This is a genomic window from Microbispora sp. H10830, from assembly GCF_014161375.1.
Lineage (GTDB): Bacteria > Actinomycetota > Actinomycetes > Streptosporangiales > Streptosporangiaceae > Microbispora > Microbispora catharanthi.
This window is the reverse complement of the sequence record NZ_JABBWX010000013.1, coordinates 144,507-160,068: the sequence shown is the minus strand read 5'-3', so window position 1 is coordinate 160,068 and position 15,562 is coordinate 144,507. Positions and strand designations below refer to the sequence as shown.

The following is a 15,562-nucleotide window of genomic DNA, read 5'->3' as shown; positions in this document are numbered from 1 at the left end:
GGGGTCTCTACCGATATTGGAGGGAACACGCATTGTGTACGGTCATCGTGAGCGTCGAGCCGGAGGCCGGCGCGCCGGTGCTCCTGGCGGGGGTGCGTGACGAGTTCGTCACGCGGCCGTGGATGTCGCCGGACCGGCACTGGCCCGCCTACCCCGGTTTGGTCGGAGGCCGCGACCTGGAGGCGGGCGGCACCTGGCTGGCCGCCGACCCCGCCGCGCGGCGCGTGGCCGCGCTGCTCAACGGCGATGGCGTCGCGGCCCCGGCGGGCAGGCGCCACTCGCGCGGCGAGCTGCCGCTCCTCGCCGCCACCGCGGGAGAGCTTCCCCCGGTCGACCTGTCCTGGTATGACCCTTTTCATCTCGTTCTCGGCGGGCTCGACGGCGTACGGCTGTGGAGCTGGGACGGCGAGACCCTGGCCGAGGAGAAGCTGCCCCAGGGCGTGCACGTGATCGTGAACTCGGGCTGGGACCGCGGCGAGAGCCGGCCGCGCACCGCCTGGTTCCGGCCCCGCTTCGCCCGGGCGGCGCGGCCCGCGTGGACCACGGGCGGCTCGTCCGAGCGGTTCTGGGGGGAGTGGCTCGATCCCGCGTCGGGCGCCGGGGTGCCCTGGGACGATCCCCGTGCGCTGGTCATGCGGCAGCGGCTGCAGGACGGGCGGGTCTTCGCCAGCCTCTCGATCACGCTGGTCGCCCTCGCGGAGGAGGGGCTGCGCTACGACTTCTGCCCCCAGCCCGACGACCCCGCCACCTGGCACGAGATCGACACCTCGTGGAGGACACCGGCTGAACCGGTCCGCCGGCCGCGCGGATAGGCTTCACACCATGCGATCGTGGTCTGCTCCGAATGTCCCCAGATTGCCTGGTCCGGGCCTTCCGCTCCGTCTGTACGACACCGCTGCCCGTGAGGTGCGGGAGACGGCCCCCTCCGGCGAGGCCCGGCTCTACGTCTGCGGCATCACGCCGTACGACGCCACCCATCTCGGGCACGCCAACACCTACCTCGCCTTCGACCTGGTCAACCGGGTGTGGCGGGACGCCGGCCACGACGTGCACTACACCCAGAACGCCACCGACGTGGACGACCCACTCCTCGAGCGCGCCGAGGCGACCGGGACCGACTGGCGCGCCCTCGGCGAGCGCGAGATCGAGCTGTTCCGTTCCGACATGGAGGCGCTGCGCATCCTGCCGCCCCGCGAGTACGTCGGGGTCACCGAGACCGTCGGGGAGATCGCCGAACTGATCACCCGGCTGGCCGAGCGGGGCGCCACGTACGAGATCGACGGGGACGTCTACTTCTCGGTCGCGTCCGCGCCCAAGTTCGGCGCGGTCTCCGGCTACTCCGAGGAGACCATGCTGGAGCTGTTCGGCGAGCGCGGGGGCGACCCCGGCAGGGAGGGCAAGCGCCATCCGCTCGACTGGCTGCTGTGGCGGGCGGAACGGCCGGGAGAGCCGTCCTGGGAGTCGCCGTTCGGCCGCGGCAGGCCCGGCTGGCACATCGAGTGCACGGCCATCGCCCTGCGCAACCTGGGCAGCGGCTTCGACGTCGCCGGCGGCGGCTCGGACCTGATCTTCCCCCACCACGAGATGGGCGCGTGCGAAGGCCACGTGGCCACCGGCGAGTGGCCGTTCGCGCGGGCGTACGTCCACGCGGGCATGGTCGGCCTGGACGGCGAGAAGATGTCGAAGTCCAGGGGCAACCTCGTGTTCGTCTCCAGGTTGCGGCAGACCGCAGACCCCATCGCCATACGGCTGGCCCTGCTGGCGCACCACTACCGCGCGGACTGGGAGTGGACACCGGACCAGCTCACCACGGCCGAGGACAGGCTGGCGCGGTGGCGGGCGGCGGTGGCCCGCCCGGCGGGCCCCGCGGGCGCCCCGGTGCTGGCGGCGGTGCGCGAGCGCCTCGCCGACGATCTCGATGCCCCGGGCGCGCTCGCGGCGATCGACGCCTGGGCGGCGGAGGAGGGCGACGACGCCTCCTCTCCGGCGCTGGTGCGCGACGTCGCCGACGCGCTCCTCGGTGTCGCCCTCTGACCGCGCTTCCCTGAACGGCACCCTCTGAACCGAACCCTCGAACGGCGCCCCTCGAAACCGAACCTCTGAACCCGAACCCTCGGACGGCGCTCCCCTGGAGCCCGTTACGGCGCGGGGACCGGGTCGCCGCCGGCGTCCGCGCGGTCGACGAAGAGTCGGCCGGCGCGTTCGCCGGCGGCGAGGGCGGAGCCGGCGAAGTTCGCGTCGACCTCGCTGCGCTCGGCCGCGCTGGGGTTGGCGTTGGTGCAGCTCACCGGGGCGCTGTGACCGGACATCAGGTCGGTGCAGCGACCGGTGCGCCGGTCGGGCAGGCCGAGGATGTGGCCGATCTCATGAGTCGCGATGCGCAGCGGGTGGTAACCCTGTGCGGTCGCGTCCCTGCCCATCCAGATGGTGCCCCGGCCGAGCCTGGTGACGCTCGTGCGGGGCCAGCCGTTGTCGGCGAGCACCACGAAGTCGGCGGGCGTGCCCGCCACGAGCCGGACGTTGCTGACGCTCGCGTTCCAGACCTGTGCGGCCTGGTCCATCACCGTGCGGAACTCGGCGGCCCGGCTCGCGTCGTACCGCAGCACGCGCACGGCGCTCGCCGCCGATTCGCCGGCCGGTGCGGCCGCCCGGGCCGGCGACACCGTGAACAGCACGGCCAGTCCCAGGAGCAGGGCCGAGACGGTCCGAAGGAACCGTGACGATCGCATCGGGGACATTCGCATCGGGGACATGTGCATCGGAGTCTCCTCGGTCGGGGGATGACCACCACGAGGCGCACCGGAAGGACCGACGGCGCGGGCACGCCGGTGATCGGTGGAGTCTCGGGTGGGGCACCCGCAAACGTACGTCCGGCGGACCCGGCAGGGGACAGGCCACTTTTCCCCTACTTCCGAGTTATGGGGCACAGGGGACAGCCGCGGACGGCTTCGCTATCCGAGCGGCACCCGCGGCGCCAGCCAGGGGAACACGACGTACCACAGCGCGGCCACGGCGACGCCGGTCAGCAGCAGCACGACGGACAGCCGGAGCGCGGTGCCGCCGGGCAGCCGCCGCCAGAGGAACCTGTACACGCCGGATCTCCCTCGGTCAGTCCTAGTTGCACTCCCTAGCGTTCCTCGCGGCGGACGAGCACGCTCTGGACGACCAGGCGCTGCGCCGCGGAGAACTTGGGGTGGCAGGTGGTCATGGTCATGAACGCGGTCGTGGGCCGCTGCCCGGGGTGGCCGGGGACGGGATCGACGACGTCGACCTCGCCGGGGTCCACGACCTCCTTGCGCGTCACCTGGTAGGTGTAGCGGGCGTCCCGCGCGTCCACCACGATGTCGTCGCCGGGCCGCAGCCGGTCGATCCGGTTGAACGGCGCGGCGTATGTGGTGCGGTGGCCGGAGAGCACGAAGTTGCCCACCTGGCCGGGCAGCGCCGTGCCGGGGAAGTGGCCGGGGCCCTTGCGCAGCTCCGCCGGTCCGACGCCCTCGACGACGGCGAACCGGTAATGAGCGCCCAGCCGCGGGATGCGCAGCAGCGCCAGGGCGTCGCCGAGCCGCACCGGGCCCAGGCCCGGGCCCGCCTGCCCGTCGTGCCTGGCGAAGACCTCGCCGAGCCGTCGCTGCAGGACGCGCTGCTCCCGCTCGGTCTCCGCGCCGGTGCCCCACAGCAGGTACGCGTAGAACAGCAGCAGGACCAGCCCCGCGGGCAGGCACAGCTCGCCGATGGCCCGCGTGACCGTTCTCACGGCTCCGTCGTCTGCTCCGCGCACGGACCGAGTATGGCCTTCGGTCATCCGCCGGCGGCGGTCTCGCAGGAGGTGTTGGCGAACTCTTTGGCACGCCTATTCGGCTGTGGTCAACGAAGCGAAAACCTGGCCGATCCTTCGGTAAGCACCGTGCGCCGTGATGGAGCGGCTCTTCGCCCGGCGCATATAACAGTCGAGCAGCGAGATTTCGCTGGCAATCCGGGCAAATGCTCAAATAATTGAGCGGCCGTTATCGGGAGTCCAAGTGGCGCGAACTAAAATACCTATTTTCCTGGCAGCGGCCGTCGCCGGCGGCCTGGCCCTCGGGATACCGGGGGCCGCGGCGGCGCAGTCCGTCGGCTTCACCGTGCTGCCGTCGGACGACGGCGTCTATCCGCCGAGGCCCATCACGGTGGAGAACGTCGTGGATCCGGGTGTGCGGCCGGTCATCCAGAACAACGAGCAGGCGGAGCCGCAGACCGTCTGCGAGGGCAACAACTGCAATAACAACAACAACGGCTGGATCTGGCCGCAGCAGAACTGGCAAGGCTGGAACTGGCCGCAGACGTACACGAACAACGACACCACCAACAGCAACGCGCAGCCCGTGGTCGCACCCGTCGGCGCGGGCGGCAACGGCGGGATCATGCCGGTGCAGAACGCGGCGCAGAGCGCCCAGGGAGCGCCGGAGGGGGCCGCCGAGGAGTCGGAGCCCACCGAGGAGGAGTCGGAGGAGGCCCCTGAGGAGGAGACCTCCGAAGAGGAGGCCCCTGAGGAGGAGAGCTCCGAGGAGGCGCCGGCCGGCATGGGTCCCGAGGAGACCATGGGCGGGGGCGGTCCCGCACCGGTCGCGGCCGGTCCGGCCGGCGGCGGTCAGCTGCCGTTCACCGGCGCGCCGGTGGGCGTGGCCGCGGCGGGCGCCGGCCTGCTGGCCGTCGCTCTGGGCTGCACTCTCGTCTCCGCGCGACGCCGCCGGTCGAGCGGTGCCGAGTAAGAGGAATCGTCGGCTGGTCGTTGTCGGCCTGCCGTCGCTGGCCCTCGGCCTCGTGCTGGCCGGGGGCTGGGCGGCCCACCTCGGGCTGAGCGTGCGCGACCATCTGGAGGCCACGCGGGCCGCCCTGCTCCGGCTGCGGCCGGGCGCCATCGGGCCGGCCCGCTCCGTCGCCGCGACGCTCGCCGAGGCACGCGCCCACGCGGCGGAGGCGCGGCGGCTGACCGGCGGTCTCTACTGGGCACTGCTCACCCACCTCCCGGTGGTGGGCGACGGCGCGGCGACGACCCGGGGGCTCGCCGCGTCCGTCGCGGACATCACCGACGTGCTGTCCCGGGTGGAGCGCACGGCCGCGCCGTTGCTGTCCCCCGGCACGCGGGTGCCGGGGGACCTGCGGCGCGCGCTGGCCGCCCTCGACGCGATGGCGCCGGTGCTGCGCGACGGCGCCCTCCGCGTGGAGGCCGCGCGGTCTCGCGTGGCGGGCACCCCGGCGTCGACTGGACTGGCCGCCCTGGACGGGGCGCGCGACACCGTGCTCCGTGAGGCGGGACGGCTGCACGGCATGCTGAGCCAGGGGGCCGAGGCCGCCGCGCTCCTGCCGCCCATGCTGGGCCGCGACGGTCCCCGCCGCTATTTCCTCGCGTTCGAGACCAACGCCGAGGCCCGCGGGACCGGAGGCCTCGTCGGCGCGTTCGGCGTGCTGAAGGCCGACGGCGGCAGGGTGTCCGTCGCCCGGCTGTCCGCCAACACCGGCATGGCGGCCAGCACCGAGCCGGTCGCCGACCTCGGCTCCGCGTTCGCCTCCCGGTATGGGCGGGGCGCGACCACGACGCTGTCGGTGTCCAACCTGTCCCCGCACTTCCCCTACGCCGCGGCCACCTGGACGGGGCTGTGGCGCCGTCAGACCGGCCAGGAGCTCGACGGGGCCATCGCGACCGACCCGGTCGGCCTCTCCTACATCCTGGGCGCGATCGGGCCGGTGAAGCTCCCCGGGGGTGAGACGGTGACGGCCGGCAACGTCGTCGACCTGACCGAGCGGGAGGCCTACGCCCGCTATCCGGACCCCGCGGAGCGCAAGAAGTACCTCATCAGGATCGCCGGCGCGGTCAGCGAGGCGCTGACCGACCGGCTGGGAAAGCCCACGCGGTTGCTGCCCGCCTTCGCGCGCATGGTGAGCGAGCGCCGGCTCACCGTCTGGAGCCGGGCCGAGGACGAGCAGCGCCGTCTCGCGGCGACCCCGATCGGCGGGGTGCTGCCCGAGCGGCGCGAGCCGTACGCCGGGCTCGTGGTCAACAACTCGGCCGGCACCAAGCTCGACTACTACCTGGACCGCTCGCTCACCTACGAGCTCGGCCCGTGCCGCCCGGACGGACTGCGGACCTCGCGGGTGCGGGTCCGGCTGACCAACGACGTGCCGCGCGGGCCGCTGCCCGCCTACGTCACCGGCCGGCTCGACGACCCGCGGCGTCCCCACGCCGCCGGCTCCAACATGCTGTGGGTGTCGCTGTACGCCGGGATCGGGGCGAAGGCGACGGCCGTCCGGCTCGACGGCCGGCCGATCTCGTACTACTCGGAGACCGAGCGGTCGCATCCCGTCTACTCCAAGGTGCTGGAGTTCGCGCCAGGCCAGTCGAGGACGCTGGAGTTCGACCTGCTCGAACCGTACTCGGCGGCGGCCCCCGTGGTCCCGGTGCAGCCGCTCGTCCGCCCGCAGCGGACCCTGGTGACGGCCGACGGCAGGGGCTGCGGCGCCTGAGAAGCCCGCACGAGGGAAGCGACAGGAACCGTAAAGGCCCGGCGTGCCGCGAGCGGCGGCGCGCCGGGCTCGGCCTAGCGTCCCGCCCATGGAGCGTACGCATACCCCGGAGGGCTCGGGAACCTTCCGCATCCTGTTCGTGTGCACGGGGAACATCTGCAGATCGGCAATGGCCGAGCGGCTCACCCTGGCCGCGCTCGGTCCGGGGTCGCCGATCCTCGTGGGCAGCGCGGGCACCCACGCCCGGCCTGGACTCCCGATGGCCGAGCGGGCGAGCGGGGTGCTGCTGCGGCTCGGCGGCGATCCCGAGAACTTCGCCTCACGGCCTCTCACGGCCGAGGAGGTGGCCCGCGCCGATCTCGTGCTGGCGGCCTCGTCCGAGCATCGCGCCGAGGCGGTGGCCCTGCATCCCGTCGTGGCCGCGCGCGCGTTCACGATCGTCGAGTTCGGCGCGCTGGCCCGCGCCGTCCCCGCCGGGCGAGTGCTGGGCCACGGGGATCCCGTGCGCCGGGCGCGGACCCTGCTGGAGGAGACCGGAGCGCTGCGCGGGCTGGTCCGGGTGGAGCGGCCCGACATCGCCGACCCCTACGGAGGCCCGCGCAGGGCCTACCGGGAGGCGGCCCGCCGCATCGCGGACGCGCTCGCCGTCCCGATCCGCCTGCTGACGCACGCGCCGGCCTGACTCGGCCGGTCGCGGGTCGCCGCACACGAACGCGTGGGGCCGCGTCACACGACGCGGCCCCACGCACGTGGTTCGTCCGCTACACCGGCATGGGCGCCTGGGGCTGCGGCGTCTCCGACGCGGTCTCCTGGCCCGCCGAGTCGTACCCGTATCCGTACCCGTAGCCGTAGTAGGAGCCCTGCTTGGCGGGCACGAAGTTCAGCACGGTGCCGACGAGGCGGGCGTTGATCGACGACAGCAGCTCACCGGCCCGCAGCACCTGCTCGCGCCGGGTCTTGCCGTGCCGCACGACGAGCAGCGCGCCGTCGCAGATCGCCCCGAGGGCGGCGGCGTCGGTGACGGGCAGCAGCGGCGGCGCGTCGATGATCACCATGTCGTACTCCTCGGTGAGCTGGGCCAGCACCGAGCGCATGCCCCGCGAGCCGAGCAGCTCGCTGGGGTTCGGCGGGATCCGGCCGCTGGGCAGCACGGAAAGACCCGGCTGCCCCCACGTCTGGATCACGTCGTGCAGCCGCGCCCGCTCGATGAGCACGTCGGTGAGCCCGGTGCCGCCCTCGATGCCGAGGTAGCGGGGGACGCTGGGACGCCGCAGGTCGGCGTCGACCAGGACCACCCGCCAGCCCGCCTGGGCCATGGTGATCGCGAGGTTGGCGGACGTGGACGACTTGCCCTCGCCCGGCAGGCAACTGGTCACGACGAGCGACTTGGGCTGCCTGTCCACGCCGATGAACTGGAGGTTCGTCCGCAACGACCGGAACGCCTCCGCTCGCGACGACCGGCCCTGGTCGCGCAGGATCAGCGGATGCCGCTTGGCGTCCCGTTCGTACCCGATGACCCCGAGGATCGAACTCCCGGCGACCCGCTGCAGCGTCTCGGCGGTCTTGACGGTGGTGTCGAGGCGGTCGCGCAGGACGAGGCCGGCGACGGCCGCGAACAGCGCGATGAGCGCGCCGAGCGCCATGTTGGTCAAGGGCTGCGGGGCGACCGGCTCCTTGGGGACCTCGGCCTCGTCGACGACCGTGACCCGGATCGTGGGCGGGCTCTTCGGCGTGGGCCGCTCGATCTTGTCGATCAGCTGGGCGAACGCGGCGCCCAGCGCGTTCGCCCGTGCGGCCGCCCGGGCCGGGACGCTGTCGGCGACCGTGGCCCGCAGCAGCGTGGTGTCGGGGATGGCATCGGCCGTGATCGCGGCCTGCAGGTCGCCGACGTCCTCCCCGCGGGCGATCCGGCCGACCACCTGGCGGCTGGTCAGCAAGGTGGCGTACGACTGGACCCGCTGCTGGGACAGCGCCCCCGCCTGGAGCGCGGTCGAAAGGCCACCCTCCCTGGCGTCGGCGGACACCAGCATCGTGATCGACGCGAGGTACCTGGGCGGGGTGTTGACGGTCACGAGGTGGGCGGTTCCCACGCCCGCCAGCACGGACAGCAGCAGGAGCGGCCAGTATCTGCGCATCAGCCGCGCGTAATAGAGCAGTTCCATCGGTGTCAGCCCCTTACAGGGATAGAGGTCCGGGGACGGGTCGGCGGGTAGACCGGCACGCGCTGCGGCAGCACGACGGCGACGCAGGCGGCGGCGACGCCGCCGATCGCCGCGCCGACCGGCGCGATCCAGCCCAGCGTCATCGCCAGGTCGACCAGGCCGGCGGCGGCCGCGAGCACGGCGAGCGCGAGGGCCGTGAGCCGCTTGCCGAGACCGAGCCGGTGCAGTCGATGTGAGAGGTGGTCGCTGCCGCCCTGCAGCAGCGGCCGGCCCGCCCTGCGCCTCGACAGCAGCACGATCCCGGTGTCGACGGTCGCGACGAAGGTCGGCAGGAGCAGGCCCGCGACCGCCGTTCCGGTCCCGGTGCCGGTGATCACCAGTGCCGCCGAGGACGCCAGCACGAATCCGATGAACAGCGAACCGGCGTCCCCCATGAAGATCCGCGCCGGCGCCCAGTTGTACACCAGGAACCCCAGGGCGGCGGCGGACAGGGCGGCCAGGAGCAGGCCGATCTCCGGACGCCCGGACACGAAGGCGGCGGCGGCCAGGAGCGCGGTGCTGACCACGGTGACCGCGCCCAGGGCGCCGTCCATGTTGTCGAGCAGGTTGAACGAGTTGGTCACCACGACGATCCACAGCAGGGTGATCGGCACGTCCATCCAGGTCCCGGTCACCGGCGCGACGACCCCGCTCATCACGGCCACCCCGGCCGCCAGCGCCTGTACGGCCAGCCGGGTCGGCGGGGGGAGCGGCGCGATGTCGTCGATCAGCCCGAGCAGGGCCATGGCCACGGCGCCGACGAGGATGCCGGCGATCCGCTGGCCGGCCGCGCCGGCGAGCGCCACCGGGGGGACGACGGTGCACAGCATGATGGCGATTCCGCCCAGATAGGGCGTCGGCCGCCGGTGCGACTTGTGCCCACCGGGCCTGTCCGTGAGTCCCCAGCGCAGCGCGAGGCGCCGCACCACGGGGGTCGCCGTCGCGCAGCCGGCGAAGGCGCTGATCGCGGTGACCAGGGCGGTGGCGCCGTTCACCGGCCCGGGGCCGCGAGTTCGGCGCGGGCGTCGGCGATGGTCTCCAGCAGGATGTCGTCCAGCGACAGGGCCGGTGTCCACCCGGTGAGCGCGCGCAGCCTGCCGGTGTGGGGAACCCGGCGCGTCATGTCCTCGAAGCCCTTGCCGTACGCCTCGGCGTACGGAACGAGATCGACGCCGGACGTGCTCCCGGTGAGCTCGACGATCAGCTTGGCCAGCTCCAGGATGCTCACCTCGTCGCTGGAGCCGACGTTGAACGTCCCGCCGACCGCGCGGTCGTCGTCGAGCAGCAGGAGAAGGGCCCGCACGACGTCGCGTACGTGCGCGAAGCAACGGGTCTGCGTGCCGTCGCCGTGCACGGTGAGCGGCACGCCCGTCAGCGCCTGCCGGACGAGCCGGGGGATGACCATGCCGTACGCCGGGCTCTGCCGCGGCCCCACCGTGTTGAACAGCCGGACGACGACCGTCGGCAGGCCGCGCTCACCGTGGTAGGCGTTGGCCAGGATCTCCTCCACCGCCTTGGCCGTGCTGTAGGCCCAGCGGACGACGTCCGGGCTGCCCAGGATCCGGTCGGACCACTCGGGAAGCGGGCCGGCCGAGTTCTTCCCGTAGATCTCGCTCGTGCTGGTCACCAGGATCTTCCGCCGGTAACGGTGCGCCGCCTCGATGACGATCTCCGAGCCGCGGATGTTGGTGGTGAGCGAGCGCAACGGTTGCTCGACGATCAGCTTCACCCCCACGGCGGCGGCAAGGTGGACCACCACGTCGCACTCGTGCACGAGCTCGTCCACCACGAGTTCGTCCAGGACCGAGCCCCGGACCACGCGCAGCCGCGGGTCATCCGCGTGGTGCGCGAGGTTGGCCGGGCGGCCGGTCGACATGTTGTCCAGGACGACGACCGAGTCGCCGCGAGCGAGCAGGGCATCGGTCAGGTGGGATCCGACGAAGCCGCTTCCGCCCGTGATCAGATAGGTGTTCCCGCTTGACGTGGTCAAGGCCTTCTCCCAGCAAGTGGAGGTTGACAGGATCGCAATAGGACTTCGTGCGCAAAGGTGGTATGTCAGGCACCCCGGGCGCCGGACGTCTTCTCGAACCAGGTCACGGTGAGGTGCAGGCCCTCCTCCAGCGGCACCGGCCGGACGCCGGGGAACCGGTCGAGCAGCAGGCGGGCCGACGCCTGCGACTCGCGGATGTCGCCCGCGCGGGGCGGCAGGAACTCCGCCTCGACCGGCCGGCCGAGCACTTCGGCCAGGGCGTCCTTGAGGTGGAGCAGGGACACGCGGGTGCCGAAGGCCAGGTTCACCGGCGTGTCGCCGGTGACCCGGCGGACGGCGGCGTCGGTGATGACGTCCACCACCGAGCCCACGTAGGTGAAGTCCCGCGCCTGCCGCCCGTCACCGTGGATCGGGACCGGCCGGCCCGCCAGCGCGGCGCTGACGAACGCCGGGATCACCGCGGCGTAGGCGTGCCCGGCCGGCTGGAGCGGGCCGTACACGTTGAAGAAGCGGAACGGCAGCACCGGCAGGCCGTAGCTGGCGGCGTACGCCAGCGCGTACGCCTCGGTGGCGAGCTTGCTCGCGCCGTACGGGCTCAACGGCCGGGTCGGCAGGCCCTCGTGCTTGCACGCCTCGTCGCTGTCGCCGTACACAGAGGAGGACGACGCCAGGATCACGTGCGGGCGGGTGGCCCGGCACGCCTCCAGGACGTGCAGCGTCCCCGTCGCGTTGACGGCGTGCGAGGCGAGCGGGTCCTTCACCGACCGGGGCACCGAGGGCCGCGCGGCGAGGTGGATCACGTGCGTCGCGCCGGGCACGAGCTCGGCCAGCAGGTCCCGGTCGAGGATGCTGCCGGTCACGAGGTCGGCCCCGACGTCGGCGAGGTTGGCCGCGTCCCCGCTGCTCAGGTCGTCCAGCACGGTGACGCTCTCGACCTCGGGCCGGGTGGTCAGCGTCCGGCAGAGGTTGGCGCCGATAAACCCGGCGCCTCCGGTCACGAGGACTCTCATGCGATGCTCCTTGGGAACGACGGGCTGGACGCGGCGTACAGCGACCGGTAGAGCGCCTCGGTGTCGGCCACCAGGCGCTCGACCGCGAAGGACTCCGTCGTCCAGCGGCGGGCGGACTCGCCCATGCGGCAGGCGAGCACCGGGTCGGTCAGCAGCCGGAAGACGTGCTCGGCCAGTTCGCCCGCGTCCGGGGCCGCCAGCAGCCCGGTGACCCCGTGCCGGACGACCTCCTCGACGCTGCCCACGCGGGTGGCGACGACGGGAGTGCCCGCCATGCCGGCCTCGATCAACGTCAGCGGCGTGCCCTCGTTGTCGGAGGTGAGCAGGACGACGTCGGCCGCCGCGTAGACGGCCTCGACGTCCGCCCGCCACCCCAGCAGGTGGAAGGCGCCCGGTGTGGCGGCGGCGGCCCGCTCCACCTCGTCCGTGAGCTCGCCGCCGCCGCAGACGACGAACCGGCAGGCGGGCAGGCGGGAGAGCACGGCCCGCGCCACCGCGAGGAACCGGTCGGGCCGCTTCACCCCGGTGAGCCGGCCGACGAAGGCGACGACCGGTGCGTCCGGGGGAAGGCCCAGCTCCGCGCGGGCGGCCTCGCGGCCGGGCACCCGGCCCAGCCGTACGCCCGGCGGGATCACGACGTACTGCCCGGGACGGCCGATCCCGGCCGCGAGCAGGTCGTCGCGCACGTTGGCGCCCACCGTCACCAGCCGGTCGGTCATGGCGGCCAGCCGCCGCTCCGCCCACACATAGAGGCGGCGCTTGGCCGGCGAGAAGTAGCCGTCCAGCAGGTGGCCGTGGAAGACGTGCACCCGAGCAGAACCGACCCGGGCGAGGCGCGCGGCCACCCGGCCGAGCGCGCCCGCCTTCGCCGTACGGGTGTGCACGATGTGCGGCCGGAAGGCGCGCATCTCGGCGGCCAGTCGCAGCAGCGCGCGGCAGTCGTCGCCCGGCCGGATCGAGCGGCCGAGGCCGGGGACGCGGTGCACCCGCGCCGCCGTCTCCCTGAGCCGGTCGCCCTCGGCCTCCTCGACCTGCCCGGTGTAGAGGCGGTGGTCGAACTCCTCGATGTTCAGCCGTTCGTACAGCCCCAGGATCTGGGTCGCCGGGCCGCCGATGTTCATGCGCGCGATGATTTCCATGACCCGAATTCGGCCGTCCGGTCTCACCACGGGCTCCTCGGTGATGAGCCTGTTCACGACGGAGAAGCTAACCCGCGATTTGAGCTTTTCGCCGACACCGTCACGGCGGCGGCGAAGCCTTTTCGCATTCCCTACCGAGGCATGATCGAGGACCTCCGGAGCCCGTCCCGGGGCGCTGCGACGGAAAAGTAAAGCGGCGGTCCGAACCGGGAGCCCGTACAAAAGAGTGGCAAGGAGTCCACCGGCCGCCCGCGCCGCGGCCCCGGCATCGCGCCCGCGCTCGTCAGGCTTGCCCCCATGGCCAAGACAGCGCTCGCCACACTGCTGCCACGGACGGGGGACACCGCCCCTGTCCGCGAGCGCGACGGGGGGCCGGGCCGTCTCGGCAGATGGCTGCCGGCGGCGTCGGCGACCGCGTTCACGGCAGGCGTGGCGATGTTCTACGGAGTGTCCGCGCGGGACCTGCTCGTCTTCGCGGCCTACCTCGCCGCCTGCGTGGCGCTGCCGGGGACGCTGCTGGTGCGTGCCCTGTATCGGGGCCGCCGCACCCTGGCCGAGGAGATCGCGCTGGGCGTCGCGCTCGGCTACGTCGCCGAGGTCGTCGTCTACGCCGGCGCCAGGGCCGCCGGGGCGCCGCTGCTCGTCCTGGCGTGGCCGGCCGCCACCTACGCGGCCGTCGCCGCGTCCGCGCGGCTGCGCCGGCGCGTGTCACGCGCGCCGAGGACACGGGCGCCGCTGTGGTGGTCGTGGGCCCTGTCGCTGGCCGTCGTTGTCCTGGTCGCCTGGAGCGCGGTCACCTTCTACCGGCAGGCGGCGCTCACCTGGCCGCTCATGGCGGCCGCCAACGTCGACCTGCCGTACCACCTGGCGCTGATCGGCGAGCTGAAGCACCACATGCCGCCCACCGTGCCCATGGTCGCGGGAGAGCCGCTGCTCTACCACTGGTTCGTGTACGCGCACTTCGCGGCGGCGAGCTGGGTGACCGGAATCGAGCCGGTGGTGCTGCTGTTCCGCCTCGGCATGCTTCCCGTGCTCGCCGCGCTCGTCGTCCTGCTCACGATGATCGCGCGGCGCGTCACCGGTTCCCGGGCGGGCGCGCTCGCCGCCGTCGCGGGCACGTTCTTCGTCGCGGCCCCGAGCCTGTACCTGGGCGCGTCCACAGGGGTGTTCACCTGGCGGGTCCTTTCGTGGACGAGTCCGTCGCAGACGTTCGGGGCGCTGCTGTTCGCGCCCGTCGTCCTGCTGGTGGCCGATCTTCTGGAACGCCGCGGCGGCGCCGGCCGGTGGGTCCTGCTGGGCGCCTTCCTCGTCGGGGTCATGGGCGCCAAGGCCACGCAACTGCCGCTGCTCGCCGCCGGGCTGGCGGCGGTGGGCGCGGTGGAGGCGGTCAGGCGGCGCCGCCTTCCCCCGGCGCTGCTCGGCGCGGCGGCGATGACCGGGGCGTGCCTCCTCTACGCGCAGTTCGTGCTGTTCGGCGGCGCGCGCAACGGGATGGTCGTGGATCCGCTCTCGCTCATGCGTTTCACCTGGGGAGAGCTGACCGGCCGGCCGGGGAGCGGCACGGCGCCGCTCGGGGGCGCGCTCCTCTACGCGCTGTGCTGGACGGCCGTCTGGTTCGGGGCCGCCGGGCTGGTGCGCCGGTCGCGGGCGCCGATGGGCCCAGGACCGCTGCTGCTGACCGGCATGGGGGCGTCGGGCCTGGGGGCGGTGGTCGTGTTCGGGCACTGCCAGATGAGCCAGATCTACTTCCTGGCGGGGGCGATCCCCTACCTGGCGATCGTCGCGGTCCGCGGGCTGTCCGAGGTGCGGGGCAGGGTGAGGCTCACGAAGACGGCGGCGGCGGTGGCCGTCGGCACCGGGGTGCTGGTGGAGGTCCTGCTCCGGGTCGTCTTCGGCGTCGTGGTCCCGCTGGAGCCCGGCCGTCCGGAGGTCCTCCTCTTCCGGCCGTACGTCGCGCTGGCGGTCGCCGTCGCGTCGGCCGCCCTCGTGCTTCTCGTCAGGGGATGGGGCCGCGCGCGGGTCTGGGCCTTCGTCGTCTTCATGGTCAGCGCGGTCGGCCTGCCCGGCGCGTGGATCGCGAGGGCCGTCCCGTACGGCGGGGGCGCGGGCGCCGCCGCTCACCGGGCCGGGGCCTCCGCCGAGGCGGTGCCCGCCGGGACCATGGCGGCGGCCCGGTGGCTGCGGGCGCACTCGGACCCCGGCGACCTGGTCGCCACGAACGCCCACTGCCGGTGGGGATATCGGAACCCCTGCGACAGCCGCCATCTCTGGCTGGCCGCGCTGGCCGAACGACGGGTGCTGGTCGAGGGCTGGACGTACACCACGTCGAACATGGCGCGCTGGCGTCCCGGCCTGCCGGTGCAGAGCATCCCGTTCTGGGATCGCGAGCGGTTGCGGGACAACGACGCCGCGTTCCGCACTCCCTCCCCGGCCGCGAGCAGGCGCCTGCGCGACCGTTACGGCGTGCGCTGGCTCGTCTTCGAGCGGCTGGGCGGAAATCCGGGCGGCGCCCCCGCATATCGCGCGGGCGATTACACGATCTACCGTGTCGGGTGAATTCCCGGACACCGCCGCTCGCTTGTTTTCCCGAGATATTCCGGTGGCGTTCCGGCCCTCGAATAAAGCGCCCGCGTATCCTTCGATCATGAATATTCGCGTCGTCGCCAGAAACGCCGCCCGCCCCGCTTATCTCCCCGTGATGACGCGGAAAATATGGTCCCG

14 protein-coding genes are annotated in these 15,562 nt (G+C 73.3%); 6 read left to right on the top strand and 8 right to left on the bottom strand.

Features of this window, described 5'->3' with window-relative positions; all coding sequences use genetic code 11:
- Positions 1-47: 47 nt before the first annotated feature.
- Positions 48-812: an NRDE family protein gene (locus HHX35_RS29945; protein ID WP_310739391.1), complete on the top strand. Its 765-nt coding sequence runs from the start codon at positions 48-50 to the stop codon at positions 810-812.
- Between the two features lie 10 nt (positions 813-822).
- Positions 823-2,034, top strand: coding sequence for a cysteine--1-D-myo-inosityl 2-amino-2-deoxy-alpha-D-glucopyranoside ligase (mshC, locus tag HHX35_RS29940; protein ID WP_182902017.1), 1,212 nt, complete (start codon positions 823-825; stop codon positions 2,032-2,034).
- Positions 2,035-2,138: 104 nt separating this feature from the next.
- On the opposite strand, the gene HHX35_RS29935 is transcribed toward mshC, so the two are convergent.
- From HHX35_RS29935 to HHX35_RS29925, 3 genes are all read right to left on the bottom strand, one after another.
- Positions 2,139-2,729: a snapalysin family zinc-dependent metalloprotease gene (locus HHX35_RS29935; protein WP_182902016.1), complete on the bottom strand. Its 591-nt coding sequence runs from the start codon at positions 2,727-2,729 to the stop codon at positions 2,139-2,141.
- Between the two features lie 222 nt (positions 2,730-2,951).
- The gene (locus HHX35_RS29930; RefSeq protein WP_182902015.1) at positions 2,952-3,092 is read right to left on the bottom strand and encodes a hypothetical protein; all 141 of its coding nucleotides are present in this window, start codon (positions 3,090-3,092) and stop codon (positions 2,952-2,954) included.
- Between the two features lie 35 nt (positions 3,093-3,127).
- Complete coding sequence (locus tag HHX35_RS29925; RefSeq protein ID WP_310739390.1) at positions 3,128-3,754, bottom strand: class E sortase; 627 nt, start codon at positions 3,752-3,754, stop codon at positions 3,128-3,130.
- Between the two features lie 265 nt (positions 3,755-4,019).
- On the opposite strand from HHX35_RS29925, the gene HHX35_RS29920 reads away from it, so the two are divergent.
- The 3 genes from HHX35_RS29920 (at position 4,020) to HHX35_RS29910 (ending at position 7,183) form a co-directional block, all read left to right on the top strand.
- A complete protein-coding gene (locus HHX35_RS29920) occupies positions 4,020-4,748 on the top strand; it encodes a hypothetical protein (protein ID WP_182902013.1) in 729 nt (242 codons plus the stop codon).
- On the top strand, positions 4,738-6,501 hold the full coding sequence (locus HHX35_RS29915; RefSeq protein ID WP_182902012.1) for a DUF4012 domain-containing protein: 1,764 nt from the start codon (positions 4,738-4,740) through the stop codon (positions 6,499-6,501). The genes HHX35_RS29920 and HHX35_RS29915 overlap by 11 nt, the downstream gene beginning before the upstream one ends.
- A gap of 88 nt (positions 6,502-6,589) precedes the next feature.
- Positions 6,590-7,183 (top strand): low molecular weight phosphatase family protein, encoded by a 594-nt coding sequence (locus HHX35_RS29910; protein ID WP_182902011.1) that lies wholly within the window; start codon positions 6,590-6,592, stop codon positions 7,181-7,183.
- A 79-nt stretch (positions 7,184-7,262) separates the two neighbouring features.
- Here HHX35_RS29910 and HHX35_RS29905 read toward each other — a convergent pair whose 3' ends face one another.
- The 5 genes from HHX35_RS29905 to HHX35_RS29885 all read right to left on the bottom strand — a co-directional run bounded on the left by HHX35_RS29905 (position 7,263) and on the right by HHX35_RS29885 (position 12,898).
- Positions 7,263-8,663: a polysaccharide biosynthesis tyrosine autokinase gene (locus HHX35_RS29905; RefSeq protein WP_182902010.1), complete on the bottom strand. Its 1,401-nt coding sequence runs from the start codon at positions 8,661-8,663 to the stop codon at positions 7,263-7,265.
- A 5-nt stretch (positions 8,664-8,668) separates the two neighbouring features.
- Entirely contained in the window at positions 8,669-9,697 is a 1,029-nt protein-coding gene (locus HHX35_RS29900; RefSeq protein ID WP_182902009.1) for a glycosyltransferase family 4 protein, read from the bottom strand.
- The gene (locus HHX35_RS29895) at positions 9,694-10,692 is read right to left on the bottom strand and encodes an NAD-dependent epimerase/dehydratase family protein (RefSeq protein WP_182902008.1); all 999 of its coding nucleotides are present in this window, start codon (positions 10,690-10,692) and stop codon (positions 9,694-9,696) included. The genes HHX35_RS29900 and HHX35_RS29895 overlap by 4 nt, the downstream gene beginning before the upstream one ends.
- Before the next feature lie 65 nt (positions 10,693-10,757).
- Positions 10,758-11,702, bottom strand: a complete 945-nt coding sequence (locus tag HHX35_RS29890; protein ID WP_182902007.1) for an NAD-dependent epimerase/dehydratase family protein — start codon at positions 11,700-11,702, stop codon at positions 10,758-10,760.
- Positions 11,699-12,898, bottom strand: coding sequence for a glycosyltransferase (locus HHX35_RS29885; protein ID WP_310739388.1), 1,200 nt, complete (start codon positions 12,896-12,898; stop codon positions 11,699-11,701). The genes HHX35_RS29890 and HHX35_RS29885 overlap by 4 nt, the downstream gene beginning before the upstream one ends.
- A gap of 240 nt (positions 12,899-13,138) precedes the next feature.
- Between HHX35_RS29885 and HHX35_RS29880 the strand changes: the two genes are divergently transcribed.
- A complete protein-coding gene (locus tag HHX35_RS29880; RefSeq protein WP_182902006.1) occupies positions 13,139-15,397 on the top strand; it encodes a hypothetical protein in 2,259 nt (752 codons plus the stop codon).
- The last annotated feature ends 165 nt before the right edge of the window (positions 15,398-15,562 follow it).

What these genes read in the sequence shown, in the direction of transcription:
- mshC (WP_182902017.1), top strand. Translation starts at nt 823, where the DNA reads ATGCGATCGTGGTCTGCTCCGAATGTCCCCAGATTGCCTGGTCCGGGC.
- HHX35_RS29935 (WP_182902016.1), bottom strand. Translation starts at nt 2,729, where the DNA reads ATGCGATCGTCACGGTTCCTTCGGACCGTCTCGGCCCTGCTCCTGGGA.
- HHX35_RS29910 (WP_182902011.1), top strand. Translation starts at nt 6,590, where the DNA reads ATGGAGCGTACGCATACCCCGGAGGGCTCGGGAACCTTCCGCATCCTG.
- HHX35_RS29905 (WP_182902010.1), bottom strand. Translation starts at nt 8,663, where the DNA reads ATGGAACTGCTCTATTACGCGCGGCTGATGCGCAGATACTGGCCGCTC.
- HHX35_RS29890 (WP_182902007.1), bottom strand. Translation starts at nt 11,702, where the DNA reads ATGAGAGTCCTCGTGACCGGAGGCGCCGGGTTTATCGGCGCCAACCTC.
- HHX35_RS29880 (WP_182902006.1), top strand. Translation starts at nt 13,139, where the DNA reads ATGGCCAAGACAGCGCTCGCCACACTGCTGCCACGGACGGGGGACACC.